The following is a 24,972-nucleotide window of genomic DNA, read 5'->3' as shown; positions in this document are numbered from 1 at the left end:
AGCCCTCCGGGTGTCAGGACGTACTTACACTAGATCGTGCCGGTAGTCTGCGCACGTGTTCCCAACGCCCTTGTCCGTGATCATCGCGGAACTTGAATCCACCTATGACCCCGCATGGGCCGAGAGCTGGGACGCCGTGGGCCTGGTCTGCGGAAATCCCGCGGAACCCGTGAGCAAGATCCTTTTCGCGGTCGACCCGGTGGCGGGCGTCGCCGACGAGGCGGTGGCCTGGGGGGCCGACCTGATCGTCACCCACCACCCCCTCTACCTTCGCGGGACGACCACCGTCGCCGCCGACACCGCCAAGGGCGCGCTGATCCACCGGCTGATCAAGAACGACATCGCCCTGTACACCGCGCACACCAACGCCGACGTGGCCAACCCCGGCGTCTCCGACGCCCTGGCCAGGGCCGTCGGGCTCACCGGAGCGCTGAGCCCGCTCCGACCGTCCCCCGACGACCCCTCCCGCGGCCTCGGCCGCGTCGGCGAGCTGGCCGAGCCCCTGACGCTCCAGGACTTCGCCGCCCAGGCCGCCCGGGGCCTCCCGCGCACCGCCTGGGGCCTGCGGGTCGCCGGAGACCCGGCCCGGCTTGTCCGCACCATCGCCGTCAGCGGCGGCGCGGGCGACTCCCTGCTCGGCACGGCCCGCGCCGCCGACGTCTTCCTCACCGCCGACCTCAGGCACCATCCGGCCAGCGAGTTCATGCAGACGGGCGCCTTCGCGGGCGGCCCGGCCCTCATCGACGCCGCCCACTGGGCCACCGAATGGCCCTGGCTGCCGCAGGCCGCCCGGCTACTCGCGTCCGGGTTGGCCGCGAAGGGGATTACTGTGGAGACGCGCGTCTCCCAGACGGTCACAGACGCCTGGACTACAACAGCACAGTGCGAGGATTAAGTGAAAGCAGCCCCGGAAGCCCAGAAGCGTCTGCTCGAACTGGCCGAGCTCGACGCCGTCCTCGACCGGCTGGCGCATCGCCGCCGCACGCTGCCCGAGCTCGCCGAGATCGACGAGCGGTCGGCCAAGCTCGCCCGCCTCGCGACCGAGGTGATCACAGTGGAGACCGAGGCCGGCGACCTCGCCAGAGAGCAGACCAAGGCCGAGTCCGACGTGGACGCCGTCCGCGTCCGCGCCGAGCGCGACCAGAGCCGTCTCGACTCGGGCCAGGTCTCCTCGCCCAGAGACCTCTCCAACCTGCAGTCCGAGATCGTCTCCCTCCACCGCCGCCAGGGCGACCTGGAGGACGTCGTCCTTGAGATCATGGAGCGCCGCGAGACGGCCGACGCCAGGGTCACCCAGCTCTCGGCCGAGCGCGCCGAGATCGGCTCGGGCCTGACGACGCTGGAGGAGAAGCGCGACATCGCGCTCGGCGGCCTAGACAAGGAGATCGGAGAGGCCCAGGGCAAGCGCGGCGGCATCACCGCCGACATCCCCGCCGACCTGCTCGCCCTTTACGAGAAGCTGCGCGGGCAGTACGGCGTCGGCGCCGCCATGCTGCACGGCGGACGCTGCCAGGGATGCAAGGTCACGCTGTCGATCGCCGACATCAACCGCATCCGCGCCGCCGCGCGCGACGAGGTGATCCGCTGCGAGGAGTGCCGCAGGATCCTGGTCCGCACCCCCGAGTCGGGCCTGTGAACCTCGTCGTCGAGGCCGACGGCGGCTCCCGGGGCAACCCGGGTCCCGCCGGATACGGCGCCGTCGTCAAGGACGCCGACGGCCAGATCATCGCCGAGGCCGCCGACTCGCTCGGGGTCGCCACCAACAACGTCGCCGAGTACCAGGGGCTGATCGCCGGGCTGCGCGCGGTGCTCGCGCTCGCTGGCGACGGGGCGACGGTCGAGGTGCGCATGGACTCCAAGCTGGTCGTCGAGCAGATGGCCGGCCGATGGAAGATCAAGAACGAGGGGTTGCGGCCGCTGGCACTCGAAGCGGCCGGCCTCGCGCGGCGCCTCCACGTCAGCTGGAAGTGGATCCCCCGCGAGCGCAACCGCGACGCCGACCGCCTCGCCAACGAGGCCATGGACGCCGCCGCCAAAGGCACCAAATGGCACCCCAACCCCCTCCTGACCCCCCCACCCCTCCCAACCCTTCCACCCACGCCTGCCAACACCCTCTTCGACCTGAACACCGCCTCCGCCGGTACCGCCTCTCAGGGGTCTGCGGCCAAAGAGTCCACCACGCGGCGGACCGCCTCCGCCGGTACCGGTCTCGGGTCCGACGCGAAGCCGGACAGTGGATGGATGGGGCCGTCGCGGACGGCCACCTCGTTGCTCCTGCTCCGCCACGGTGAGACGCCGTTCTCCGTCGACCGCCGGTTCTCCGGCATCGGTGACCCCGCGCTCACCCCCAAGGGCGTCGCCCAGGCCGAGGCCGCGGCCGCGCGGCTGTCACGCAAGCCGTACGAGATCGACGTCATCGTCAGCTCGCCCCTCCAGCGCGCCCGCCAGACGGCCGGGGCCGTAGCCGAGCGCGCCGGCCTCAAGTCCGCCGTGGACGAGGGCCTGCGCGAGGTCGACTTCGGTGACTGGGAAGGACACACCTTCACCGAGATCCAGCGCCGCTGGCCCGCCGAGCTTACCGCCTGGCTCGCCGACCCGTCGGTGGCCCCGCCCGGCGGCGAGAGCTTCGAGCAGGCCGCTACGCGGGTGGAGGAGGCCAGGGAACGGCTCCTGCTCGACCACCAGGGCAAGACGGTCCTCGTCGTCTCCCACGTGACGCCGATCAAACTGCTCCTGCGCTTCGCCCTCCTGGCACCCCCGGAGGCGCTCTACCGCATGCATCTCGACGTGGCGTCCCTCTCCACGGTCGACTACTACACCGACGGCCCCGCCCTCGTCCGGACCCTGAACGACACCGCCCACCTCCGCTGACACCAAGCAGCTCACCATGAGATCGCCATGGTGCACGGCGGCGGCCGCGGAGGCACTCGGGCCACCGCCGTACGCCTCCTATCCGACCTGGTGGGGCTTGCCGCTGGATTGAAGGCGGGTTGTGATCCGTTAAACTCGGAGGTAGCGGACGAGTCGGCCGGGCGACCGCGTCGGGGCTTCTCGAAGCCCCGCCGAGGAAGGTCCGGGCTCCACAGGGCGGGGTGGTCGGTAACGCCGACCCGGGGTGACCTGCGGGACAGTGCCACAGAAAACAAACCGCCTTCCCGATAGGGGGAGGTAAGGGTGAAACGGTGGTGTAAGAGACCACCAGCGCCCACGGTGACGTGGGCGGCTAGGTAAACCCCACCCGGAGCAAGGTCAAGAAGGGGCCCTCCCAGGAGGACCCCGCGCGCGGCGTTCGAGGGTGGCCCGCCCGAGCCGCGCGGGTAGACCGCTTGAGGCCGCCGGCAACGGCGGTCCTAGATGGATGGTCGCCCCTTTGCACCAGCAAAGGACAAAACCCGGCCTACAGGCCGACTCGCCCGCTCTCATTTACCGAGGAAGCCCTGCGGCAGGACCAGGGCACGCAAGAGGTATGGCCGTCCACAAAATCACGACGTGTCCAATGATCCGACCTGGTTCTCCTCGGGTCGGTTGACGCGAAACTTTACGAGGTCACTTGCGGACCATGGACCAGGCCCCGTTCGCCTTGATGGTCACGTATCGGGTGCCTGACGGCAGGGGGACCGATCCCTTGTAGGGGCCCGCGTGGGAGACGAGGAGGTCGTGTGTGCGGCCGGACGAGGTGAGTGTCCATACCGAGAAGTAGCCGTCGCCGGTGTGCCGGATTCGTAGTGTGTGGAAACCGGTGCTGGTCTTGGTCAGTCGGAGTACGTCGTCTCCGCGTCCCTTGCTGGTGATCGCCCAGTAGCGTGCCTTGCTCAGGGGGAGGAGCTGGACGCTCCATGCTCCCTCTGCGGAGATCTTCAGAGCCGCGGTCCGGTTGGAGCTGCTCGTGTTGTACGCGACCGTCCCTGCGTACGGGTCGCCCGTCGAGGCGAGAAGGTCGTCTTCCTTGCCGTTCGGCTTGAGCGTCCAGACCGAGAAGTACCCCTCGCCCCCGTGCCTGATCTTGACGATGCCGGGCTTGGCCGTCGCCGTCACCCTGAGTACGGTGTCGCCTTCACCGGAGTAGGTCGTGACCGCACGCTCCGCCGAGGCGGGCGAGCCGACCAGGACGACACCCAGAAGCGCGGTGGACAGTACGAAGAGGCGGGGAATGCGCATTGACGCTCCTAGAAACGAGGGAGACCTACGCGGCGTAGGACGCCGCCCGCCGCGACACAGATGACCGCAGTATCGAGAAGGTTGGAGCCCTAGGCGCGCTCGTCATCGTTGGCCATGATGACGTCGCCGTCACGAGCGCATCCGGGCAGCGTTACAAGGTGGGACCGAGCACCTGGGTCAGCCGATACGAACGGTTGCTGCAGGGCGGGCAAAGGGGATGTAAAGCCGTGCTTTAGCGTGATCGATATGGAGGCGGTTCGGTATCTGTGCTGGCTGGCCTGGGTGCAGAAGGGCCGGGTCGTGTTGGGGGCGGCGATGGGGACCCTTTGGATGGTGGGCCTGACGCTTCCGCCGTACCTGTTGTCCAGGGCGGTCGACGACGATCTGGCGGCGGGCTGGGTGCTGGCGCTGCTCGGTGCGGGTCTGGGCAATGCCTGGGTGGCGATGGTGCGGCACCGGACGATGACCAAGATCCGGATGGACGCCAACTTCCGCACTGTGCGTGCCCTGGTCGAGCAGATCAACAAGCTGGGTGCCGACCTGCACCGGCGCGCCTCGGCGGGTGAGGTGGTGACGATCGGCATCGGTGACGTCATCGCCATCGCCGCCTCGCTGACGGTGACCGGCCCCGGCGTGGGCGCGGTGGTCGGCTACGGCGTGGTGGCGGCGCTGCTGCTGCGGGTCTCCGTGGTGCTGGCCGTGGTGGTGCTGCTGGGTGTGCCGCTGCTGGCGATCCTGCTCGGCCCGCTGCTCGGGCGGCTGATGAAGGTGCAGAACGGCTACCGCGAGAGCCAGGGCAGGCTGACCACCCGCCTGGTCGACCTGATCGAGGGGCTGCGGGTGCTCAACGCCTTCGGCGGCAAGGGCACCTACGCCGAGCGGTACCGCGCCGACTCGGCGAGCCTGCGCGAGCAGGGCTACCGGGTGGCGGCGCTGACAAGCTGGATCGGCGCGCTGGGCGCCGGACTGCCCGCCCTGTTCCTGGCCGCCGTCACCTGGCTGGGCGCCCGGCTGGCCGCCGAGGGGGCGATCACGGTGGGCGAGCTGGTCGGGGTGTACGGGTACATCGCCGTGCTGGTGGTGCCGGTCTCGTTCTTCATCGAGGGCAGCTTCCAGATCAGCCATGGCTTGGTCGCCGCCCGCCAGGTCACCCGCTTCCTCGCGCTGCGCGCCGATGAGCGGCCCCGGCCCGCCGGGCCGGAGGTCGCGCCGGGGAGCCTGGTGGGGCTGGTCAGCGCCCGGCCCGAGGAGAGCGTGGCGCTGCTCGAAGGGCTGGGCGGGTTCGACGGCACGTCCCTGATCGCCGACCACGACGCCGCCCTGTTCGCGGGCACGCTGCGCGAGGTCCTCCAGGGCGGTGGCGAGGCGGACGACGAGGCCGTCCACCGGGCCGTGTACGCCGCCGCGGCGCAGGACGTGGTCGCGGGGCTACGCAACGGGCTCGATTCGATGATCGAACCCGGCGGCCGCAACCTGTCGGGCGGCCAGCGTCAGCGCGTGCGCCTGGCACGGGCGCTGCTGGCGGAGCCCGAGGTGCTGCTGGCCGTGGAGCCCACCTCCGCGCTGGACGCGCACACCGAGTCCCTGCTCGCGAGGCGGCTCCGTACGGCACGCGCCTCCCGTACGACGGTCGTGGCCGCCACCTCGCCGCTGCTGCTGGCTCAGGCCGACCAGGTGCTGTTCATCGAGGACGGGCGGGTGGCCGCCTCCGGCACCCACCGCGAGCTGATGGAGTCCACCCCCGCCTACCGGTCAGTGCTCGCGTGAACCGCGACCTGCCCGTCGCCGGCCGCCGGCAGGTACGGCGGGCCGCCCTGCGCCTGGTCAGGCGCGACGTGCCGGGCTTCATCGCGACGCTGCTGCTCAACGGCCTCGCGGCGGCCGCGGCGCTGGTCAGCCCGTGGTTGCTGGGCCGCATCATCGACTCCGTCAGCGCCGGAGGCACGGTCGACCTGCTCGCCGCGATCGCCGTGGGCGCGGCGCTGGCCCAGCTGGTCCTGTCCAGGTACGCCGAGAAGATCGGCACGCGCTTCAGCGAGCGTGTCCAGGAACACATCCGGGCCGAACTCCTGGACCGCGTGCTGGCCCTGCCCGCCGCCACGGTCGAGCACATCCGCACCGGCGACCTGTCCGCCCGCGGGACCATCGACGTGGCCGTCGTCGGCCGCACCCTGCGCGACGCCGCCCCCGCGATCCTCGTCTCGAGCATGCAGGCGCTCTTCCTGATCGTCGCCGTCTTCCTGGTCGACCCGGTCCTGGGCGCCTGCGGCCTGCTCGCGCCGGCCGGCATCGTGGCCGCCTCCCGCTGGTACCTTCGCCGCGCCCGCCCCGCCTACCTGGAGGAAGGCGCCGCCCGCTCGGAGCTGGCCGAGCACCTTGCCGCCAACGCCGCCGGTGCCCGGACCATCGAGGCCCTGGGCCTGCAGGCCAAGCGCACGCGGGCGGCGGAACGGGTGGTCGGGCGCAACCGGGCCGCCCAGCTGCGGACCCTCTTCCTGCGCAGCGTGCTCTGGCCCTCGGTGGAGGTCTCCTCGCTACTGCCGCCTGCGCTGGTCCTGCTGCTCGGCGGGGTGCTTCTGGACCGTGGCCAGGTCACGCTGGGCGCGGTCGTCACCTGCGTGCTGTACCTGCGCCGGCTTGGCCAGCCGATCGAGACGATCCTGATCTGGCTGGAGCAACTGCAGAGCAGCGGTGCCTCCTTCGCCAGGATCGAGGGTCTCGCGGCGCCGGCGCGGGAGGAGGCCGCCGACGCGGCGCCGCGAGGCGACCGCATCGAGGCGTCCGGCGTGCACTTCGCCTACGAAGGCGGCGACGACGTGGTGACCGGCGTCGATCTGACCGTACGGCCCGGCGAGCGGCTGGCCGTCGTCGGACCCTCGGGGGCCGGCAAGTCCACCCTGGGCAAGCTGCTGGCCGGCATCGACCGCCCCCGCCTCGGCACGGTCACCGTCGGCTCGGTGCCCGTCGCCGACCTTCCGCCCGCCCGGCTCCGCGAGCACGTCGTCCTGGTCACCCAGGAACAGCACCTGTTCCTCGGCACCGTCCGCGACAACCTGCTGCTGGCGGATCCGACGGCCGGCGACGACCGCCTGGGCAAGGCGCTGGCGGCGGTCGGCGCCGACTGGATCGGCTCGCTCGACGACGAGCTGGGGTCCCGGTCGTCCGGCGCCACCCTCGGTCCTGACCGGGTCCAGCAGCTGGCCCTGGCCAGGGTCATCCTGGCCGACCCGCACACCGTCATCCTCGACGAGGCCACCGCCATGCTCGACCCCCGTACGGCCAGGCGCGCCGAACGCTCGCTCGCCGCCGTCCTCGCGGGGCGGACCGTCATCGCGATCGCCCACCGCCTGCACACGGCCCGCGACGCCGACCGGGTGGTGGTCATGGAGAACGGCCGGGTGGTGGAGGTCGGATCCCATGACGAGCTGGTCGCGGCGGGCGGGGTGTACGAGGCGTTGTGGAGGTCGTGGCACGGTTCGGGTGGTGCCAGCGCCTGATGATCCTGACTCGTGGGCTCGCGGTACAGTTTCGTGCGTGAATCAGGACGATGGGGTGCAAGAAGGTGGACAGGCGGCGATTGGGGTGGATTTTGGTGGTGCGTCTGAGGGGTCTTCGCGGGTGAGTTTGCGGTCCCTCTCCTTGCGTGATGAGGAGGAGTATCTGGGGCTGGTGCGGGTGAGCCTTGATCTGCATCATCCGTGGATCTCGCTGCCCGGCACGGTCGAGGGGTTCCGGGCGCTCGTCGGGCGGTATGACCGGTCTGATGATGAATGCCTGCTGGTCCGGGTCCGGGAGACCGGGGCCATCGCCGGTGCGGTGCACCTCAACAGCGTCATCCGGGGGCGGTTTCAGAACGCCTCGATCGCCTACGCGGCCTTCGCCCCCACCGTGGGTCAGGGGTACATGTCCGAGGCCATGGCACTGTTGATCAAGTACGCCTTCGAGGAGCTGCGGCTCCACCGGCTGGACGCGCAGATCCAGCCGGGGAACAAGGACTCCATCAAGCTCGTCCAGCGGTACGGGTTCCGCATGGAGGGGCTCTCGCCCGACCTGCTGTTCATCGACGGCGCCTGGCGCGACCACGAGCGGTGGGCCATCACCGCCGACATGGCCGGCGTCTCCCCGGCATCCCCGCATCCCACCCTGCCTGCCCACTGAGCCCATGCCTGCCCACTGAGCCCATGCCTCCCCGCTGAGCGCGATGAGGTATGGTGCCTTGCCGCCCGGCCACCACCTGCCCTGGACCTCCAAGCTGGACGGCGAGGTGCCCGTTCCGGGCCTGCGTGAGGTAGGTCAGTGACGTAGGGACCATTCGATGGCGGGGCAGCGGTTCATGACCACGTCCAGGCCGGCGTCCAGCGCCCGCTGGGCGGCGGCCTCGTCGACGACGCCGAGTGGTAGCCAGACGGCCCTCGCTCCGGCGGCGACGGCCTCGTCCACCACGGCCCCCGCCGCCCGCGTCCTGCGGTAGACGCCCACCACGTCCACCGGGACCGGGACCTCGGCCAGGGTCGCGTACCCCTGCTCACCGAGGACCTCGGACGCCGCCGGGTTCACCGGCACGATGCGCTTGCCGCGCCCCTGGAGCCGGCGGGCCTGGTCGTAGGCGGTCCGCCCGGGGTTGCCGGTCAGCCCGACGAACGCCCACGTGCGCGAGTCGTCCAGCAGTCGCGTGATGACGTTCGGATCCGCGAAGCGATCTCCCATGCCATTCCACAACACCGCGCCCACTCTGGTTCATCCGATCCCGCGACCGTCCCGGGCGAACCTCGGGGCCGGTACGCCGGGGCGTAACGCGGGAATTGGACTGATCCTGCTGACATGAGGTGTCAGTGGGGAGGTCCTAGCGTTCGTGGCGTGACAGAGAACGCGAACGCCGATGGGCGACATGATTTCGACTTCTTCCACGGGCGCTGGAAGTCGCGCAATCGCAAGCTGGCCGACGTGCTCGACCGGAAATGCACGACCTGGGTGGAGTTCGAGTCGAGCCTGAACTGCGAGCCGGTCCTCGGTGGTCTGGGCAACGTCGAACCCTTCGTGGCGCCGGCGATGCCGCCGTCCGGGGAGCCGCTCGACGCCATGACGCTGCGGCTGTTCGACCCGCGGACCGGAAACTGGCGGATCTGGTGGATCTCCACCCGGCAGCCGGGGCTGATCGACGACAACCCCATGGAGGGCCGGTGGAGCGGGGCGCACGGGGAGTTCTTCGGGGCCGAGGTCATCAACGGTGACGACGTCCGGGTGAAATGGGACTGGGACGACCTGGGCGCCGACGGCGCCCGGTGGGAGCAGCGGTTCTCCTGGGACGGCGGGGCGACCTGGGAACTGAATTGGAGCACGATCCATACCCGCGCGCGTTGATATCCCACCCGTGCCGGGAATGAGGTCATTCAGGGTCGATCGCTTTTCGGTATCCCTACGTTGATACCGCGTCACCCCCTTGTCGAGCGGGTATTGCCTGGTCACGGCGCGGTACCGGCCGTGTTGGGTAAGCCGTTTCATGGGAATTCAAGCGATATGGGGAAATCGAGTGATTTCTCGGGAAATATGCCCGGTCATGGGTAAAAGCGCTTGGGCGCTGGCGGTGATCGCTGGCGGGGTGGTGGCGCTGACGTCCCCGGTGATGGCCTGGGCCGGCGTCGAGGGGCCGGATGTCTCCGGGCATAAGGCGGCCCACGGGGCCGGCCGCCTTCCCGCAACCACGCACGTCAAGCCGACCTGCGACGACGACAGGGTGTACGGCAAGAGGAAATGCTGTGAGACCTGCCCGCCCGGACCGCCACGCCCCCGGGCCCTGGGTGACGGGCTCAGCTCGACCATCGCCCTGCCGACCGTGACCCTGTTCGGTCCCCAGAAGTACATCGCGGTCGTCCAGGCCAACGGGACGACCCTGATCCGCGACCCGCTGACGGCGGGCGCCATGCCATGGCACGACATCTCGACGGTCTCGAACTACCCCGCGCAGGTGAGCGACGTCGCCATGTCGGTGTCGCCGACCGCCCCGAACGTGCTGCAGGTCACCGTGCGGACGCACGGCGGGGTGGTCAAGGAGACGGGGTGCACGGTGACCGGCGCGACCGCGTGGCCCGCCAACTGCACCCCGTTCGTCGACGTCACACCGCCGCTCTAGACTCGCCGGGTCGCGCGGGGCGGGTCAGGCGCCGGCGGCCACACCCTGCGGGACGAGCAGGAAGACCTTGTGGGCGATGCGGTCCATACCGCCCCTGCGCCCGAAGACGAGCCCGGCGGCGAAGTCCACGAGCGGCTTGGCGTCCGCGTCCGACAGCCCGGTGAGGTCCATGACCACGGGCTGGCCCTTGCGGAAGAAGTGCCCGACGTTGAGCACCTCGTCGTAGCCCTGCGGGCGAAGCGTCCTCACCAGCGCCATGTCCGGCGGAGGACCCGTCAGGGTCCTCGTGTGCTCGTGCTCTTCAGGACGTCTGGTGCCCCCGGGGTCTGCCACGCCGCCGACGTTAACACCCAGAGATCACCCGTCGGGAGCGTACGGTCCAAAACCCCTCGAAGGGGGCCAGTAACCATGACTAACGCCCTTCTGGCGCACTAGTCCGAAAGTGGCATCAGGGCTACTCAGGTACGTCCGTATATGTCCGCCAGCGCGGCGGTGAACGTGGTGAGCGCGGGCGTGAAGGCGTGCTCCAGAGGGGTACCGTACCCGACGATGAGACCGGGAGGGCCGGCGCCCGCGTGCCGGTAGCCCGACAGCCCCTCCACCGCGACGCCCCTGCTCTCGACGTGCCCGACGACCTCCTCCTCGGTGTGCCGGCCGGGCGGCAGCTCTGCCACCACGTGCATCCCGGCCGCGACGCCGCGCAGGCGGATGCCGGGCACCGTGCCCAGGGCGGCGGCCAGCTTGTCGCGGCGGCGGCGGTAGTGGCCCCGGCTCCGCCGGATGTGCCGGTCGTACTCCCCGCTGCCGATGAGGTCGGCGAGGACGAGCTGCTCAAGGACCGACACGTGCGGGTCCTCGCAGGCCCGCGTGTCGCTGACCGGGCCGACGAGGTTCGGGGGGCCCGCGAGCCACGCGATGCGCAGGCCCGGCGCCAGCGTCTTGCTCGCCGTGCCCGCGTAGACGGTCTGCCCGGGGGCCAGGCCCTGGAGCGCGCCGACGGGCTGGCGGTCGTAGCGGAACTCGCCGTCGTAGTCGTCCTCGACGATCGTGCCGCCGGTGTCGCAGGCCCAGCCCACCAGGTCGATGCGCCGGCGGGAGCTCAGCGTGACCCCGAGCGGGTACTGGTGGGCGGGGGTCACCACGACGGTCTCGGCGGCGGGGTCCACCCGGCTCACGTCCAGCCCGTCGCCGTCCACCGGGACGGTGCCGACGGCGAGCCCGGCGTCGCGCGCGCTCGCCAGGTAGCCCGGATGGGAGGGGTCCTCGAAGGCGACGGTCGTGCCGCCGAGCCTCCGCAGCGCGCCGCAGAGCATGGCCAGCGCCTGGGAGTAGCCCGCGAAGACCATGATCTGCTCGGGGGTGGTGACGACGCCGCGCGCCCGCCCGAGGTACTCCGCCAGGGCGCGCCTCAGCAGGATGTGGCCGCGCCAGTCCCCGTACCCGAGGTCGGTGTGCGGCGCGGACCGCAGGACCCGCCGCACCGCGCCCAGCCAGGTCGCGCGGGGGAACGACGACAGGTCGGGCAGGCCGGGGCGCAGGTCGAGCGAGGGGGCCGGGGCGCCCGCCCACGGGTCGGACGACGGCGCCGCCGGCCGTTCGGGGCGGGGGGCCACCGTGGTGCCCGAGCCCGGGCGCGCCATCAGGTAGCCCTCGGCCACGAGCTGGTCGTACGCCTGGCTCACCGAGCCCCTGGCCACGTCGAGGTCGGCCGCCAGGACCCGCGTCGAGGGCAGGCGGGTGCCGGGCGGCAACTGCCCCGACCGCACGGCCTCACGAAGGGCGTGCTCCAGCCCGGCGCGCACCCCCTTGCCGGGATCCATCGCCATGAGGAGGTCGAGACCACAACTGGACCACTCATCTGCCATACAAGTGGACTATAGGTCTATGCCAGTCGATCGGTAGCGTCGGAGGCGAAAAGGAGTGATCGACATGAGACATCTGGCCATCGCCATCGGGCTCACCCACGCCATCCTGGGCCTGGGTGAACCCGTCAGGGAAAGCCGGCACGACGCCCCCCGCGAGGAGCCCGGTCCCGAACGCAGGCGCGCGGAACGCAGACGCGCGGCCCGCTGACCGGGCGCCTCCGTGACACCCGGCCTTCTCCGCGAGGTGGGTGCCCAGGAAGGCGCGTCAGCGGGCGTCCCAACGGCGAGGATCTCCGCCGCCGGGCCGGTCCGGCGGTAGTGACGGGCGTCGCGGTGCCGTCAGCGGGCGTCCCACGCGGCGAGGATCTCCGCCTCCTTGTCCGGCGCGATGCCGTGCCGCCCCCAGCTGGGCAGGCGTCGTGCCAGGGCATCGTGATCGCGGTCCTTGTACCAGTCCCAGGTGTCGCGCACGGTCTCGGCGACCGGGCGGCACCGCAGGCCGGCGGCCTCGGCCTTCGCCACCGACACGTTCCAGGTGCCCTCCGAGTCGGGGGCGGAGGGCACCCACAGGGGCAGCTCGGTCCACGGCTCGACGTCGCGGTCGAGCAGGAACCGGTCCTCCACCCACACCAGTTCGGTGTCGGCGCCGGTGACCTCGATCATGTCGGCCAGCCACCGGCCGAAGGTGGTGTTCCCGGCGGGGCCGGTGAGCAGGAAGCGGCCGCCGGTCCCCTTGGCCGCCAGGTCGACGGTGAAGGCCGCGATGTCACGGGCGTCGATGAGCTGCATCGGCCGGTCCGGGTCGCCGGGTGCCAGGACCCGGCCGCCCCGCGAGACGCGCCGCAGCCACGACGGCAGCCGGCCGACGTTCTCCCACGGGCCGAGGATCAGCCCCGGCTGCAGGTTCAGCGCCTCGCCGTCGAAGTACCGCTCGACGGCCCGCTCGCAGCCGGCCTTCAGCACCCCGTAGTCGCCGTCCTCCGGGCCCGCGTCGGGGGAGCACTCCCACAGGGGCGCGGACTCGTCGACGCGCTCGGCCGGCCAGGTGGAGACGGCCGAGATGGACGAGACGTACGCGTACGTCGCGGCGCGCCCCGACAGGGCGCGAGCGGACGCGGCGACCACCTTGGGGGTGAAACCGCACAGGTCGACGACGGCGTCCCACTCGCCGCCCGCCGCGAGCGCCGCCAGGTCCTCGGGGACCTCGCGGTCACCGCGGACGGCCGTCACCCCGGGCAGGTCCTCCCCGGACCTGCCCCGGTTGAACGTCGTGACGTCGTGCCCCTGCCGCAGGGCCTCCTCCACGACGGCGCGGCCGAGGAACACCGAACCACCGAGCACCAGAATTCTCATGGCCCCACTCTCGACCCGTGGGCAGGGGCGGGCCCGGGCTTTCACGGTCAGCGAATCCGCTACGAGCGGACGTCCGGCGGTCGGCGCCCATTCACGAGCGCGTCCTCCACCATGCGCGCTACGAGCGGACGCCCGCCACCGGTGTGAAGCCCTCGCGGCTGAGGACGTGCACGCGCGCCGCCCCGATGTCGAAGTACATGCCCACCAGTTGCAACCGTCCCGCGCGTTCCAGGCGGGCCACCGGCGGGTGCGTGCGCAGGTTGTCGAGCTGCTGCATCACGTTGATCCGGCACAGCCGGTCGAACGGGCCCTCGTCCTCGCCGGTGTCCTCGGAACGGATGTAGCGCGCGAGCGTGTGGTCGCCGTGCCGCAGCCACCGCCCCAGCCCGGGCAGGCCCGCGGTCTTCTCCCCGGCGCTGAGCACGGCCGCCATCGCCCCGCACCGGGAGTGGCCGCAGACGGTGATGGTCCGCACCCCGAGGACGCTGATGGCGTGCTCGACGGCCGCGAGCACCGAGTCGTCGGCGGGGGACGCGCCGTACCTCGGCACGAAGTTGCCGACGTTGCGCACCGTGAACAGGTCGCCAGGCCCGCTCGCGGTGATCAGGCTGGGCACCACCCGCGAGTCGGCGCAGGTGATGAACAGGTGGGAGGTCTCCTGCCTGCGGGCCATGCGGGTGAGGAACGGCCGGACCAGCGGGGCGGTGCGCCGCTGGAAGTCGGCCGTGCCCGCCAGCAGGTCGGGTACGCCCCCCGGCTGCGTGCCGGGGGTGGGGCCCGCGGTGTCGCCTGGCTCGGCCCGGGAGGGCACCCAGCGGCCCTTGTGGCGGATCGGGATGGTGGACAGCGGGTTCCCCCGCCGGTACGCCCGGGGGAGCCACCAGCGCTCGGGGAGCTGCGGCGGCGTCTTGGCCGACGACACCCGGGTGCCGCTCGCGGCCGAGGTGTACCACTCGGCGTGGATCTCGTCGATGACGATCGTCCCGCCGGCCCGTTCGTGCTCCAGCCGCCAGCCGTGCAGGGCCTCGAAGGCGGCGTTGTCCATGAAGTCGACGTTGAGGTCGAGGTCGACCGTGGCGCCCTCGGGGATGGCCCGCAGGTTGCCGGTGAGCTTCGGCACCCCGACGAAGGTGAGCGAACCGGTCACCAGCACGTGCCACCGGTCCCCGGGCTCCAGGCGTACCTGGACCGACACTCGCGTGAGGCGGCGCAAGGCGGACAGCGCGGCCAGCCCGAGACCGATCAGCACCCCCTCGGCCAGGCCGATCACGACGACGGCGCCCATCGTCAGGACGTACACCGGAAGCTCGCCGTGCCCGTGCAGGCCGCGCACGGTGCCGAGGTTGACCATCCGGACGCCGATGAAGACCAGCAGGGCGGCCAGCGCCTCAAGGGGGATGAGCGTGACCATCCAGCCGAAGCAGACGGCGAACAGCAGCACCCACACGCCGTGCAGGATCGCCGACCACCGGCTGCGCGCCCCGGCCTTGACGTTGGTCGTCGTACGGACGATCACACCGGCCACGGGGAGGCCGCCGAGGGCGCCCGACACCAGGTTCGCCACGCCCTGGCCGGTCAGCTCGCGGTCGAGGTCGGCGCGCGGGCCCTCGTGCAGCCGGTCGGCCGCCACCGAGCACAGCAGCGACTCGACCCCGGCGAGCAGCGCGACCAGCAGGACGGCGCCCGCGATGCCGTGCCAGTCGCCGACGGGCATGGCAGGAGTGGCCCATTCGTCGAACCCCTTGGACAGGTCGGCCCGCGCGATGTCCCAGTTCAGGACGCCCGCCGTCAGCGCCGCGACGGTCAGCGCGGCGAGCGGGGCCGGGACGACGCTCACGCGCGGCAGGCGCGGCCACAGCAGCAGCATCCCGATGGTCAGCACGCCGACCGCGACCGCGTGGCTGTGGTTGTGCACGATCTGGTCGGGCAGCTGGATGAGGTTCTCCAGGGCGGACCGCTCCGGCTGCCCGCCGAGCACCACGTGGAGCTGGGACAGGGCGATCACCACGCCGACGCCCGCGAGCATGCCGTGCACCACCGCGGGGGAGACGGCGAGCGCGGTCCTCGCCACCTTGAACCTGCCGAGCACGATCTGCAGCACCCCGGCGAACAGGGTGATCATGCACGTTGCGCGCCAGCCGTAGGTGCGCACCAGCTCGGCCACCACCAGGGCCAGACCGGCCGCGGGGCCGCTGACCTGGACGGCCGACCCGCCGAGCGCCCCGGCCACCAGGCCGCCGACGACCGCGGCGACCAGGCCCGCGATCAGCGGCGCTCCGCAGGTCACGGCGATGCCGAGCGAGAGGGGGATCGCCACAAGGAAGACGACCAGGGACGCTGGAAGGTCGTGACGGGCCACCAAGGCAATACGCTGGGTCCAGTCCCGGCTACTCTTCGTGTCCCCTGTCATGAGGCGACCCTATGTCGCGGCGGCCGTCCTGATGGGGAGTTGGCCGCCGCGTTTTACCCACGCCGGGGGAAGCCTGTCCGATCAGCGGTAGTAGTCGGGATAGTCGGTCTCCGCCGGTCGGCGGTGGCCGCCGCGCGACGGCGACGCCTGCGACGACTGGGTGGACTGGTCGGCTCCGAGGCCGCCGTTCGCGCTGTTCCCGTACAGCTCGCCGTACGACGGCCAGCTCCCGCCGGCGCTCTGCCTCGGCTGCGGCCACGACGAGGCGGGGCCGGACGCGGAGTAGCGGTCGGCCTCGTAGCCGAAGCCCTGGCCGGCCCCGGGCAGCGAGTCGTCGCTCCCCGGAGGGGGCGGCAGGTCGCGCCCGCCGTTCGGCTCGAACGCGGAGACCGCGCGGCCGGACGGAGGGGTCGCCCCGTCGGAGTCGTCGATCGTCGCCCACCCCGGGCGCACCTCGTAGGAGGGCGCGGACGGCGCCGGGGTGTAGGGCGGTTCGGGGGTGTAGCCCTCGCGGGGGGCGTACCCGGGCTCGTAGGTGGGGAGCTGGTAGTCCGCCGACTTCCACGTCTCGTTGGACGCGGAGGCCGCGGGGACGGCCGGCCCGTCGAGGATGTCGTAGGAGCCGGTGGCCTGGTAGGCCGGCTGGGACGGCCAGGACCCCGCGGAGGGGAACTCGCCGGTCGCCGCGTTGGCCGCGCCGGAGCCGATCGGGTCGTAGGTCGGGGCGGCCGGGAAGGAACCGCCGCGGGGGTCGCCCGCGCGGGGGGTCTCGTAGGAGCCGGTCGAGGAACGGCCCGCGTCGAACGCGCCGCCGCCCGACGGGCGGGGGGCCTCCGGCGGCCGGGGTCCGCCGGACAGGCCACCGGGGCGGGAGGCGCCGGCGGGGTTACGGGACTGGCCGGGGGAGGCGGCGCCACCGGAGAGCGGGCCGCTGGACAGCGGATCGGCCGCGAACGAGCCCCTGGACAGGCCGCCGCCCGCGAGAGGGCCCCCGGGCAGGGGGCCGGTGGTCATGGGACCGCCGGACAGCGGGTCGGCCGGGAAGGGACCCGTGGCGGTGTGCGGGCCGGTGCCGGGGCGGCCGGTCGCGAACGGGCCCGTGGGGCCGGAGTCGGCGCGGACCGGTTCGGGCCTTCCCGGCGCGCGTCCCGGCTCCGGGCGCCCGGCGTCGCGGCCGGGTGCGGTGCGGCGGGCGTCGGTGCGGCGGGCGTCGGCGCCGCGTCCGGGGTTGGTGCGGCCGGGGTCGCCGCCCGCGTCGGGACGGCGCCGGGGCTTGGCGCGCGCGGCGGCGTCGGCCTTGGCGCGTGCGGCGTCGGCGACGCCCAGCGGGTCGGCGGGGTCGGGCCGCGAGCCTCGGCGGGTGCGCGCGGACGCCTGCGTGGCGCCGATCGCGCCGAGGACCTCGGCGGCGGACGCCTGCGGGACGGGGGCGGGGAAGGTGACGGTGCGGTCGGACGCGGCGGTGTTGCGGGCGGGTTCCACCAGGTCGGCGAGGCCGGCCGGCCGGGCGGGAAGGGGCGCCTGCACGGTGGTGGCGTTCGCGTCGAACTCCTCCCGCTCCTTCGGAGGGGTGGGCTTGGGGGTCGCGGCGGCGGACGGTGAGGCCACGTCCGGGCGGCTCGCGCCCATGCGCGCCGCGATGGTGCCCCCGAAGGCGCCGTCGTCGGCGCGGACGCGGCTCCAGTAGTCGTCGTCGTAGTCGTCGGCGTCGCCCCACTCGTCGACGCCGCGGCGGCCGCGCGAGGAGGCGGCCTGTTTGCCACGGGGGGCCGGACGGCCGCCGGGCCGCCCCGCGGGACGGGACGCCGGCCTGTTGGCGCCCGAACGCAGGCGCGCGACAGCCCGCTCGGGCTCCTGGAAGGCGTCGAAGCCCTCGGGAAAGCTCTCGAAGAACGTTTCTTCGGCGGGACGTCCCGGACGCTTGGCGTTGGGGTCGTCCGCCTGCTCGGCCATCTTCCGCAGCCGCTCAGGAGGCAGGTTGCTCTCCCGGCGGTTCATCGACCGCATGCCGAGTGCCACGACCACCAGGACGAGGAGCACCACGGCTACGAGGCCGAAAATGACCGCGATCATTGCACCACCTTCATGGCCATGGCCTTCCAGTGGCGCTGGTGAGATCGCGCGGCCATCGACGCGATCTGCCCCCGTTGACCACCTGCGCTCCGGGATTGCATCTGATTCTGTCCGACCACTATGACCGTTGTCACACCCTACGAGAAGATCTGGTATCCACAACTACCTCCAGTGCTCAGCATGTCACTCGATGTGAGCCGCCGAGAGACGTCCTCGGGCGACGGTGTGCTGGGCGATGTCCTCAAGCGTCTGGCGCAGGACGGCGCCTTGCTTGAGGGTGAGCTTCGAGTCGAGCGCGTAGACACTGAAACGATAGGTGTCATCAGGGCGGCACGGGGGCGTGTAGCCCACCTTGCCGCTCGACGTCAGGCCCTGCAGGGCGCCTCTCGGGACGCTGTTCTGGGCGAGTTCGGTGGTGAGCGGGTCGATGTTGAACAGCACCCAGTGCACCTCCGCCGCTCCCTGCGCGTTGTTGGCGTCGACCACGAGGGCGATCGACTTGGTCTCCTTCTGGGGCACGCCCGACCACCGCAGCGGCGGGTTCCCGACCTTACCCGTGCAGGTGTAGTCGGCCGGGAGAGGGGCCTCGTCGCGGAACCGGGGACTGGAGACGCTGAGCCCGTCCAGCGGCCTGTCGGCCGGTGATCCGCCTCCCACGATCCCGCAGCCCGCCGACCCCAGCGCGAAGATCATCGCGACCACGGCCGTACGCCCGCTGAGTCCCGTGCGCCCAGCGCGCACGGATTTTCTCGGCTGCCCCATGCCCGCTGATGCTACGCGGATCTGGAGGGTGCGCTGACCCCATCGCCCGAATGGGCGGCGCCGGGAAGCCCCCGTATCGGCCACAATCAAGGCATGGACGGGGCGAAGTCGGACACGCGCGTCAGCTTCGGCGTGCTCGGCCCGCTGGAGGTCCACCACGACGGCAGGCGGCTCGACGTCGGAGGCCGGCGGCTACGAGCTCTGCTCACGTTACTGCTGCTCAACCCGGGGCGCACGGTCCCGTTCGGCACCCTCGTCGAGGGGGTCTGGGAGGCCGGCCCGCCGAACGGTGTCGGCAACGCGTTGCAGGCTCTGGTCTCCCGTCTCCGGGGCACTCTGGGGCGCGGTCTGGTGGCCGCCGAGCCGTCAGGTTACCGGTTGGTTATATCTCCGGATCAAGTGGACGCCCACCGGTTCGCCCGCCTCGCCGACGATGGGCGTACGGCCCTGGCGCGTGGGGACGCGGACGAGGCCGCGCGGCTGCTGCGTGAGGCGCTGGCGCTGTGGCGGGGACCGGCGCTGGCCGATCTCGGCTCGTTCGACGCCGCCGTCGCGGAGATCACCCGGCTCGACGGGCTCCGGCTGGCCGCCGTCGAGGACCGGATCGACGCCGACCTGCTGCTCGGGCGGTACGCCGAGGTCGTCGGCGAGCTCGGGCCGCTGATCGCCGCCCACCCGCTCAGCGAACGGCTGCGCGGGCAGCTCATGCGTGCTCTGTACGGTTCGGGGCGGCAGGTGGAGGCGCTCGCCGCGTACCAGGCGGCGCGTGCGGACTTCGCCGACCTTCTCGGCGCCGACCCCTCACCCGTCCTCGCCGACCTCCACCTCTCCCTCCTCCGCGGCACGTCCCCGCACGCCGGGGACGGCGGAGTGTCAGGGGCGGCCGTGGTGGGGGGGCCGGAGCGGAAGAAGGGGAACCTGCGCGCCCGGTTCACCAGTTTCGTCGGCCGGGAGAAGGACGTCGAGCGCGCGGGGACGCTGCTGGCGAGCCAGCGCCTGGTCACGATGCTCGGCCCCGGCGGCGCGGGGAAGACGAGGCTGGCCGTCGAGTCCGGCGAGGCGCTGGCCGACCGGATGCCCGACGGCGTCTGGCTGGCGGAGCTGGCACCGATCCGCGATCCCGAGGGCGTGCCGCAGGCGGTGCTCGCCGCGCTCGGCATGCGCGACACCCGGCGCGTGACCGCCCGGACCCCCGGTTCGGGGGGCGCCGGGACCCCGGATGTCCCGCCCACCGACGCCATCGACCTGACCGCCAGGCTCGTGGAAGGGCTCGCGTCCCGGCAGCAGCTGATCATCCTCGACAACTGCGAGCACCTGCTCGACGGCGTCGCCCGGCTGGTCGACCGGATCCTGGCGGAATGCCCTGATGTACGCATCCTCGCGACCAGCCGCGAACCCCTCGGTCTCACCGGTGAGCTGCTGTGGCCGGTGCAACCGCTCGACCAGGAGCACGCCCAGGACCTGTTCGCCGACCGCGCCGCCACCGTCCGCCCCGGCTATGTCGTGGACGGGGACGCCCAGGCGGTGGCCCGCATCTGCCGTGAGCTCGACGGCATGCCCCTGGCGATCGAGCTGGCCGCCGCTCGGCTGCGCTCGCTGTCCGCCGGGCAGATCGCCGACCGGCTGGACGACCGGTTCCGGTTGCTGACCGGCGGGAGCCGTACGGCGCTGCCGCGCCACCAGACGCTGCGTGCGGTGGTCGAATGGAGCTGGGACCTGCTGGACGACCGGGAGCGGGTGCTCACGCGCCGGCTCGCCGCCTTCGCGGGCGGCGCCACCCTCGAAGCCGTCGAGACGATCTGCTCCGACGACCCCCCGTACCGGGAACCGGCAGGGTCGCCCGAGATGCCCGGGGCGATGAGTGCTGGGCCGCCGGGGGAGGGCGGCGGCGCCGGGCCGGCGGAGGAGGGCGGCCGTACCGGGTCGGCGGGGGAGGGCGGACGGCCCCCGGTAAGGCTTGAGGGGGGGTTGCCGAAGGAGGATGTGCTCGACGTGCTCGCCAGGCTCGTCGACAAGTCCCTCGTCGTGTGCGAGAACGAGCGTTACCGGATGCTGGAGACCATCAGGGCGTACGCCGCCGAACGGCTGGCCGAGTCGCGGGAGGAGCGTCCCGTACGGCTCGCGCACGCGCGGTTCTTCACGGCGCTCGCCGAGACCGCCGAACCGGAACTGCGGCGCGCCGACCAGGTGGAATGGCTGGAGGTCCTGTCCGGCCAGCACGACAACATGACCGCCGCGCTGCGCTGGGCCATCGCCTCCCGGGAACAGGACATCGCGGCACGGCTCGCCGGGGCGCTCGGGTGGTACTGGTTCCTGGCCGGCCGCCGGGCCGAGGGCGCGCAGCGGGCCGCCGAAGTGGTCGCCCTGATCGGGGACGACGAGCCGGAACGCGCGGCGGTCGCCCTCGCGGTGTGCGGCATCCTCCTGGCGGGCGGCACCAACCAGTGGCGCGAGGCCCGCGTCATGTTGCAGAAGGCGGTGCGCCTGGCCAGGGAGTTCGTCCCCCGGCCCTGGCCGTCGATCGTCTCGCTGGCCGAGCCGGTGCTGGCGCTCTTCCTCGACAGCGTGACCGACCCGGACCACTTCGCGGTCGAGCTCTTCGACCACCCCGACCTGTGGGTGGTCGCCAGCGCCCACCTGCTGCGCGCGCACTTCTACTTCAGCGCCGGCCGGCTCGCCGAGGGCGAGGCGGACGTGGGCGCCGCCATCGGCCACTTCCGATCCGTGGGCGACCGATGGGGCGTCGGCACGGCCATGGCGGCGCTCTCGGAACTGAGCACGCTCCGCGGGGACAACGCCCTCACCATCTCGATCATCCACGAGGCCCTGGCCCTGGTCGACCAGATCGGCACCACCGAGGACACGCCGTACATGCGCACCCGCCTGGCCATGGCGATGAGCGCGTCCGGAGACCGCGCCGGCGCGGACGCGGTGCTGACGCAGGCGCTGGAGATCTGCCGGGCGGCGGGGGACCGGCTCGGCGAGTCGGGGGTGCTGAGCGTGCTGGGCGACTTCGCCCGGGAGGAGCGGAAGTTCTCCGCCGCCAGAGGTCACTACGACGAGGCGATCCGCCTCGCGTCGGACCCGATGGTCCCCCCGGGGCTGTTCCGCGGCCTGCTGATCTCGTCGGTGGGGATGCTCGCCGAGCAGGAGGGCGACCTGCGAGCGGCGCGCGAGGCGCACACCCAGGCGCTGAGCCTCGCGTGGGACACCAACGACGGCGCCGCGTTCGGGCTCATGCTCATCGCGCTCGCCGGCCTGACCGTCCGTGAGGGCGACGCCGTGAAGGCGGCGGAGCTGCTGGGGGCGGCGGCCCACATCCGGGGGATCGACGACGTCGTCGGGTTCGACCATGTGCGCATCACCGACGCGACCGTGGCCGCGCTCGGCCCGGAACAATACGCCCGGAGCTTCGAGCACGGCCGCTCCCTCCCCCGCCACGAACTCCTCCCCCTCGCCCTCCTGGCCGAGGACACCCCCCCGGCCCCCACCTAGGACACCGGCGCCGCCCTCCCCGCGAAGGTCAGCCGCGGGAGCGGAAGGCGCGCAGGGACAGGGGTGCGAAGACCAGCGCGATGCCGAGGGCCCAGATCAGGGAGATCGTCGCGTGGCTGGCGACCGGACCCCCGCTGAGCAGGCCGCGGACCGCGTCGGCCAGGTGGGTGACGGGGTTGACGTCCACCCACTTCTGCAGCCAGTCGGGCATCGTCTTGGTCGGGACGAAGGCGTTGGAGGTGAAGGTCAGCGGCATCATCACCGAGAAGGCGATGATCTGCACCTTCTCCGGCTCGGAGGCGACCAGGCCGATGAGCACCGACAGCCAGGACATGGCCAGCGCGAACACCAGCAGCAGCGCGAGCGCCCCGACCACCCCGGCGACCCCGGTGTGGACCCGGAACCCGAGCACGGTGCCGAGACCGACGAACAGGGCGAAGGCCCACACCTGCTTCACCGTGTCGGCGACGATGCGGCCCCCGAGCGGCGCGGAGCGGGCGATCGGCAGGCTGCGCAGCCGGTCGAACACGCCCTTGGTGATATCGGTGCTCAGCCCGATCGCGGTGGTGAGCGTGGCGAACAGCATGTTCTGCACGACCAGGCCCGGCAGCGAGAACTGCAGGTAGTCACCGGTGGATCCGGCGATCGCCCCGCCGAACACGTAGGTGAACAACACCAGGAACATGATCGGCTGAACCGACAGGTCGAGCAGTTCCATCGGGTTGTGCTTGATCTGCACCAGACTGCGCCAGGCGAGCGTCATGGTGTGGCGCAGGGCGGTGGCCGGCCCGATGCGGACCGGGATGTTGATCGCCGGCGCGGACTCCGTGAGCGTGGTCATGCGGGCACCTCCTCCTTCTGCGACTGCTCGGCCTCATCGGCGGGGATCTCGTCTTCGGCGCGATGACCGGTCAGGGCGAGGAACACCTCGTCGAGGCTGGACTTGCGCAGGCTCAGCTCGGCCGCGACGACCCCGAGGTCGTCGAGGCGCCGCACGATCGCGGGGACCATCGTGAGGTCCTTGATGTTGACCGTGGCCTGGCCCCCGGTCAGGTCGGGCCGGGTGCCGATGACGTCGGTCATCACGTCGGCCACGAGGTCGAGATGGGCCGCGGTCATCGGCCGGACCTGGAGCACCTGGGCGCCGGTGGTCGCCTTCAGCTCGTCGGAGGTGCCGGAGGCGATGACCCGCCCGTGGTCGAACACCACGATGTCGTCGGCCAGCTCATCGGCCTCCTGGAGGTACTGCGTGGTGAGCAGCACCGTGACGCCGTCGGCCATCAGGCCGCGCACGACGTCCCACAGGTCGGTGCGGCTGCGCGGGTCCAGACCCGTGGTGGGCTCGTCGAGGAACAGCACCTGGGGCCGTCCCACCAGGCTCGCCGCGAGGTCCAGCCGGCGGCGCATGCCACCGGAGTAGGTCTTGGCGGCCCGGCCGCCGGCGTCGGTCAGATCGAAACGGGCCAGCAGCTCACCGGCCCGCTGCCTGGCTCCCACACGGGGAAGGCCCAGCAGCCGCCCGATCATCATGAGGTTCTCAACGCCGGTCAGCGTCTCGTCGACCGCGGCGTACTGCCCGGTGAGGCCGATCAGCGACCGCACCCGGTGTGCGTCCTTGGCGACGTCGAAGCCGCCCACCGTGGCCCGGCCCCCGTCGGGCCGCAGCAGGGTGGCCAGGATCCGCACGGCGGTCGTCTTGCCCGCGCCGTTCGGCCCGAGCACTCCCAGCAGCCGCCCCTCGGGGACGACGAGATCCACACCGTCCAGCGCACGTGTCTCGCCGTAGTGCTTTACCAGACCTTCCGCCTGGACCGCATATCGCATCGCTTCAACTCCTCAGTGGTGGGGCTGGGGGTCATGCTCGGCTCGCGGTCCGAGTGACTGATGGAGAGTCTGCTCTACGGCACTGACATTTTCCTGAGCCGACCCCGCGCAAGCCTCTCAGCCGCTGACAAACCGCTGACAGCAGGGGAAGAACAGGGCCCGTACATCAGGCGAGGAAGGGGTTCGTGTGGTGGGTGGCTGTGGGCGCGGGGATGGGCAGGGTGCCGCCGGTGGGCGCCGGTCTCGTTAGGCTGATGGCGTGACTGCTCCCCTGCGTGACCCCGCCCACCGGGTATCGCGTCGTGCGATCACACTCTGGCTGCTGGAGGCGCTGATCGGCTTCGCCCTGCTTGTCGGCGGATCGGTGCTGGTCGCGTCCTGGATCGACGGTTCCGGCTGGTCGTGGCTGCCGTCGTGGGTGTCCGAGCACATCTGGTGGCTGCCGGTGGCGCTCGCCGTGGTGGAGCTCCCGTTCGTGGTCATCGAGCCTCTGTGGCGGTACGCCGTCCATCGGTGGGAGCTGTCGGGGGACGTCGTCTACGCCCGCTCAGGGTGGTTCAGCCGCCAGTGGGTCTTCGTCCCCGTGAGCCGCATCCAGACCGTCGACAAGGAACAGGGCTGGTTCGAGCGCATACTGCGCCTCGCCACCGTGGAGATCCGCACGGCGTCGTACGCGGGCTCGTCGTCGATCAAGGGCCTGGACGTCGGCGTCGCCGCCCGCCTCGCGGAGGATCTGGCCCACCGCGCCCACGAACTCAGAGACGACGCGACGTGACCGACCCCGCCGACCGCCCGGATCCCTCCACACCCCCCGACGGGCCGAAGCCCCCCTCCCCGGATCAGCCCTCCTCGGACGATCCATCCGGGCGGCCGGTGTCGTTCTCGCCGCCCCGGCCGTACGG

At 72.2% G+C, this 24,972-nt stretch carries 21 protein-coding genes and 1 other RNA gene; 12 read left to right on the top strand and 10 right to left on the bottom strand.

The window, feature by feature from the left end; translation table 11 throughout:
- Positions 1–55: 55 nt before the first annotated feature.
- From NYZ98_RS15340 to rnpB, 4 genes are all read left to right on the top strand, one after another.
- Positions 56–895 (top strand): Nif3-like dinuclear metal center hexameric protein, encoded by an 840-nt coding sequence (locus NYZ98_RS15340; protein ID WP_262843442.1) that lies wholly within the window; start codon positions 56–58, stop codon positions 893–895.
- Positions 896–1,636 carry a zinc ribbon domain-containing protein gene (locus NYZ98_RS15335; RefSeq protein ID WP_262843441.1) on the top strand — a complete coding sequence of 247 codons (741 nt, stop codon included), beginning with the start codon at positions 896–898 and terminating at the stop codon, positions 1,634–1,636.
- The gene (locus NYZ98_RS15330; protein ID WP_262843440.1) at positions 1,633–2,871 is read left to right on the top strand and encodes a bifunctional RNase H/acid phosphatase; all 1,239 of its coding nucleotides are present in this window, start codon (positions 1,633–1,635) and stop codon (positions 2,869–2,871) included. Before NYZ98_RS15335 ends, NYZ98_RS15330 begins: the two co-directional genes overlap by 4 nt.
- Positions 2,872–3,020: 149 nt before the next feature.
- Positions 3,021–3,416: RNase P RNA component class A (gene rnpB / locus NYZ98_RS15325), an RNA gene on the top strand.
- A gap of 130 nt (positions 3,417–3,546) precedes the next feature.
- Here the strand turns inward: rnpB and NYZ98_RS15320 are convergent.
- Positions 3,547–4,158 (bottom strand): hypothetical protein, encoded by a 612-nt coding sequence (locus NYZ98_RS15320; protein ID WP_262843439.1) that lies wholly within the window; start codon positions 4,156–4,158, stop codon positions 3,547–3,549.
- Positions 4,159–4,404: 246 nt separating this feature from the next.
- Here NYZ98_RS15320 and NYZ98_RS15315 point away from each other — a divergent pair, with 246 nt between their 5' ends.
- The 3 genes from NYZ98_RS15315 to NYZ98_RS15305 are packed head-to-tail and all read left to right on the top strand — an operon-like array spanning position 4,405 to position 8,316.
- The gene (locus tag NYZ98_RS15315) at positions 4,405–5,925 is read left to right on the top strand and encodes an ABC transporter transmembrane domain-containing protein (protein WP_262843438.1); all 1,521 of its coding nucleotides are present in this window, start codon (positions 4,405–4,407) and stop codon (positions 5,923–5,925) included.
- Positions 5,922–7,655 (top strand): ABC transporter ATP-binding protein, encoded by a 1,734-nt coding sequence (locus NYZ98_RS15310; RefSeq protein WP_262843437.1) that lies wholly within the window; start codon positions 5,922–5,924, stop codon positions 7,653–7,655. Before NYZ98_RS15315 ends, NYZ98_RS15310 begins: the two co-directional genes overlap by 4 nt.
- Positions 7,656–7,710: 55 nt before the next feature.
- Positions 7,711–8,316 carry a GNAT family N-acetyltransferase gene (locus NYZ98_RS15305; protein WP_316249568.1) on the top strand — a complete coding sequence of 202 codons (606 nt, stop codon included), beginning with the start codon at positions 7,711–7,713 and terminating at the stop codon, positions 8,314–8,316.
- Between the two features lie 135 nt (positions 8,317–8,451).
- Here the strand turns inward: NYZ98_RS15305 and NYZ98_RS15300 are convergent, their stop codons facing one another.
- On the bottom strand, positions 8,452–8,865 hold the full coding sequence (locus NYZ98_RS15300) for a CoA-binding protein (RefSeq protein WP_262843436.1): 414 nt from the start codon (positions 8,863–8,865) through the stop codon (positions 8,452–8,454).
- A gap of 150 nt (positions 8,866–9,015) precedes the next feature.
- On the opposite strand from NYZ98_RS15300, the gene NYZ98_RS15295 reads away from it, so the two are divergent.
- Both NYZ98_RS15295 and NYZ98_RS15290 read left to right on the top strand, forming a co-directional pair.
- Positions 9,016–9,519 carry a hypothetical protein gene (locus NYZ98_RS15295; protein ID WP_262843435.1) on the top strand — a complete coding sequence of 168 codons (504 nt, stop codon included), beginning with the start codon at positions 9,016–9,018 and terminating at the stop codon, positions 9,517–9,519.
- Positions 9,520–9,715: 196 nt separating this feature from the next.
- Positions 9,716–10,288: a hypothetical protein gene (locus NYZ98_RS15290; RefSeq protein ID WP_262843434.1), complete on the top strand. Its 573-nt coding sequence runs from the start codon at positions 9,716–9,718 to the stop codon at positions 10,286–10,288.
- 24 nt (positions 10,289–10,312) lie between these two features.
- Here NYZ98_RS15290 and NYZ98_RS15285 read toward each other — a convergent pair whose 3' ends face one another.
- Both NYZ98_RS15285 and pdxR read right to left on the bottom strand, forming a co-directional pair.
- A complete protein-coding gene (locus tag NYZ98_RS15285) occupies positions 10,313–10,621 on the bottom strand; it encodes a cell division protein SepF (protein WP_262843433.1) in 309 nt (102 codons plus the stop codon).
- A gap of 125 nt (positions 10,622–10,746) precedes the next feature.
- Positions 10,747–12,153: a MocR-like pyridoxine biosynthesis transcription factor PdxR gene (gene pdxR, locus NYZ98_RS15280; protein WP_262843432.1), complete on the bottom strand. Its 1,407-nt coding sequence runs from the start codon at positions 12,151–12,153 to the stop codon at positions 10,747–10,749.
- Positions 12,154–12,217: 64 nt separating this feature from the next.
- Between pdxR and NYZ98_RS15275 the strand changes: the two genes are divergently transcribed.
- Positions 12,218–12,361 carry a hypothetical protein gene (locus tag NYZ98_RS15275; RefSeq protein ID WP_262843431.1) on the top strand — a complete coding sequence of 48 codons (144 nt, stop codon included), beginning with the start codon at positions 12,218–12,220 and terminating at the stop codon, positions 12,359–12,361.
- A 131-nt stretch (positions 12,362–12,492) separates the two neighbouring features.
- Here NYZ98_RS15275 and NYZ98_RS15270 read toward each other — a convergent pair whose 3' ends face one another.
- The 4 genes from NYZ98_RS15270 to NYZ98_RS15255 all read right to left on the bottom strand — a co-directional run bounded on the left by NYZ98_RS15270 (position 12,493) and on the right by NYZ98_RS15255 (position 18,751).
- A complete protein-coding gene (locus NYZ98_RS15270; protein ID WP_262843430.1) occupies positions 12,493–13,506 on the bottom strand; it encodes an NAD-dependent epimerase/dehydratase family protein in 1,014 nt (337 codons plus the stop codon).
- Positions 13,507–13,624: 118 nt separating this feature from the next.
- Positions 13,625–15,865, bottom strand: coding sequence for a bifunctional SulP family inorganic anion transporter/carbonic anhydrase (locus tag NYZ98_RS15265; RefSeq protein ID WP_262843506.1), 2,241 nt, complete (start codon positions 15,863–15,865; stop codon positions 13,625–13,627).
- A 132-nt stretch (positions 15,866–15,997) separates the two neighbouring features.
- Entirely contained in the window at positions 15,998–17,989 is a 1,992-nt protein-coding gene (locus NYZ98_RS15260; protein ID WP_262843429.1) for a hypothetical protein, read from the bottom strand.
- A gap of 183 nt (positions 17,990–18,172) precedes the next feature.
- Positions 18,173–18,751, bottom strand: a complete 579-nt coding sequence (locus NYZ98_RS15255; protein WP_262843428.1) for a YbhB/YbcL family Raf kinase inhibitor-like protein — start codon at positions 18,749–18,751, stop codon at positions 18,173–18,175.
- Between the two features lie 93 nt (positions 18,752–18,844).
- On the opposite strand from NYZ98_RS15255, the gene NYZ98_RS15250 reads away from it, so the two are divergent.
- Entirely contained in the window at positions 18,845–22,246 is a 3,402-nt protein-coding gene (locus NYZ98_RS15250; RefSeq protein ID WP_262843427.1) for an ATP-binding protein, read from the top strand.
- Positions 22,247–22,274: 28 nt separating this feature from the next.
- On the opposite strand, the gene NYZ98_RS15245 is transcribed toward NYZ98_RS15250, so the two are convergent.
- A complete protein-coding gene (locus tag NYZ98_RS15245; RefSeq protein WP_262843426.1) occupies positions 22,275–23,087 on the bottom strand; it encodes an ABC transporter permease in 813 nt (270 codons plus the stop codon).
- Entirely contained in the window at positions 23,084–24,070 is a 987-nt protein-coding gene (locus tag NYZ98_RS15240) for an ATP-binding cassette domain-containing protein (protein ID WP_262843425.1), read from the bottom strand. The genes NYZ98_RS15245 and NYZ98_RS15240 overlap by 4 nt, the downstream gene beginning before the upstream one ends.
- A 259-nt stretch (positions 24,071–24,329) precedes the next feature.
- Between NYZ98_RS15240 and NYZ98_RS15235 the strand changes: the two genes are divergently transcribed.
- A complete protein-coding gene (locus tag NYZ98_RS15235) occupies positions 24,330–24,845 on the top strand; it encodes a PH domain-containing protein (protein ID WP_262843424.1) in 516 nt (171 codons plus the stop codon).
- Positions 24,846–24,972: the final 127 nt, after the last annotated feature.

The sequence above is a fragment of the Sphaerisporangium corydalis genome (assembly GCF_025506355.1).
Lineage (GTDB): Bacteria > Actinomycetota > Actinomycetes > Streptosporangiales > Streptosporangiaceae > Sphaerisporangium > Sphaerisporangium corydalis.
This window is presented reverse-complemented; position numbering and strand designations above follow the sequence as displayed.

Bases quoted from the DNA above. Each gene is read 5' to 3' on its own strand.
- NYZ98_RS15320 (WP_262843439.1), bottom strand. From the start codon at position 4,158: ATGCGCATTCCCCGCCTCTTCGTACTGTCCACCGCGCTTCTGGGTGTC.
- NYZ98_RS15300 (WP_262843436.1), bottom strand. From the start codon at position 8,865: ATGGGAGATCGCTTCGCGGATCCGAACGTCATCACGCGACTGCTGGAC.
- NYZ98_RS15255 (WP_262843428.1), bottom strand. From the start codon at position 18,751: ATGGGGCAGCCGAGAAAATCCGTGCGCGCTGGGCGCACGGGACTCAGC.
- NYZ98_RS15260 (WP_262843429.1), bottom strand. From the start codon at position 17,989: ATGATCGCGGTCATTTTCGGCCTCGTAGCCGTGGTGCTCCTCGTCCTG.
- NYZ98_RS15270 (WP_262843430.1), bottom strand. From the start codon at position 13,506: ATGAGAATTCTGGTGCTCGGTGGTTCGGTGTTCCTCGGCCGCGCCGTC.
- NYZ98_RS15240 (WP_262843425.1), bottom strand. From the start codon at position 24,070: ATGCGATATGCGGTCCAGGCGGAAGGTCTGGTAAAGCACTACGGCGAG.
- NYZ98_RS15315 (WP_262843438.1), top strand. From the start codon at position 4,405: ATGGAGGCGGTTCGGTATCTGTGCTGGCTGGCCTGGGTGCAGAAGGGC.
- NYZ98_RS15250 (WP_262843427.1), top strand. From the start codon at position 18,845: ATGGACGGGGCGAAGTCGGACACGCGCGTCAGCTTCGGCGTGCTCGGC.
- NYZ98_RS15275 (WP_262843431.1), top strand. From the start codon at position 12,218: ATGAGACATCTGGCCATCGCCATCGGGCTCACCCACGCCATCCTGGGC.
- NYZ98_RS15245 (WP_262843426.1), bottom strand. From the start codon at position 23,087: ATGACCACGCTCACGGAGTCCGCGCCGGCGATCAACATCCCGGTCCGC.
- NYZ98_RS15290 (WP_262843434.1), top strand. From the start codon at position 9,716: ATGGGTAAAAGCGCTTGGGCGCTGGCGGTGATCGCTGGCGGGGTGGTG.
- pdxR (WP_262843432.1), bottom strand. From the start codon at position 12,153: ATGGCAGATGAGTGGTCCAGTTGTGGTCTCGACCTCCTCATGGCGATG.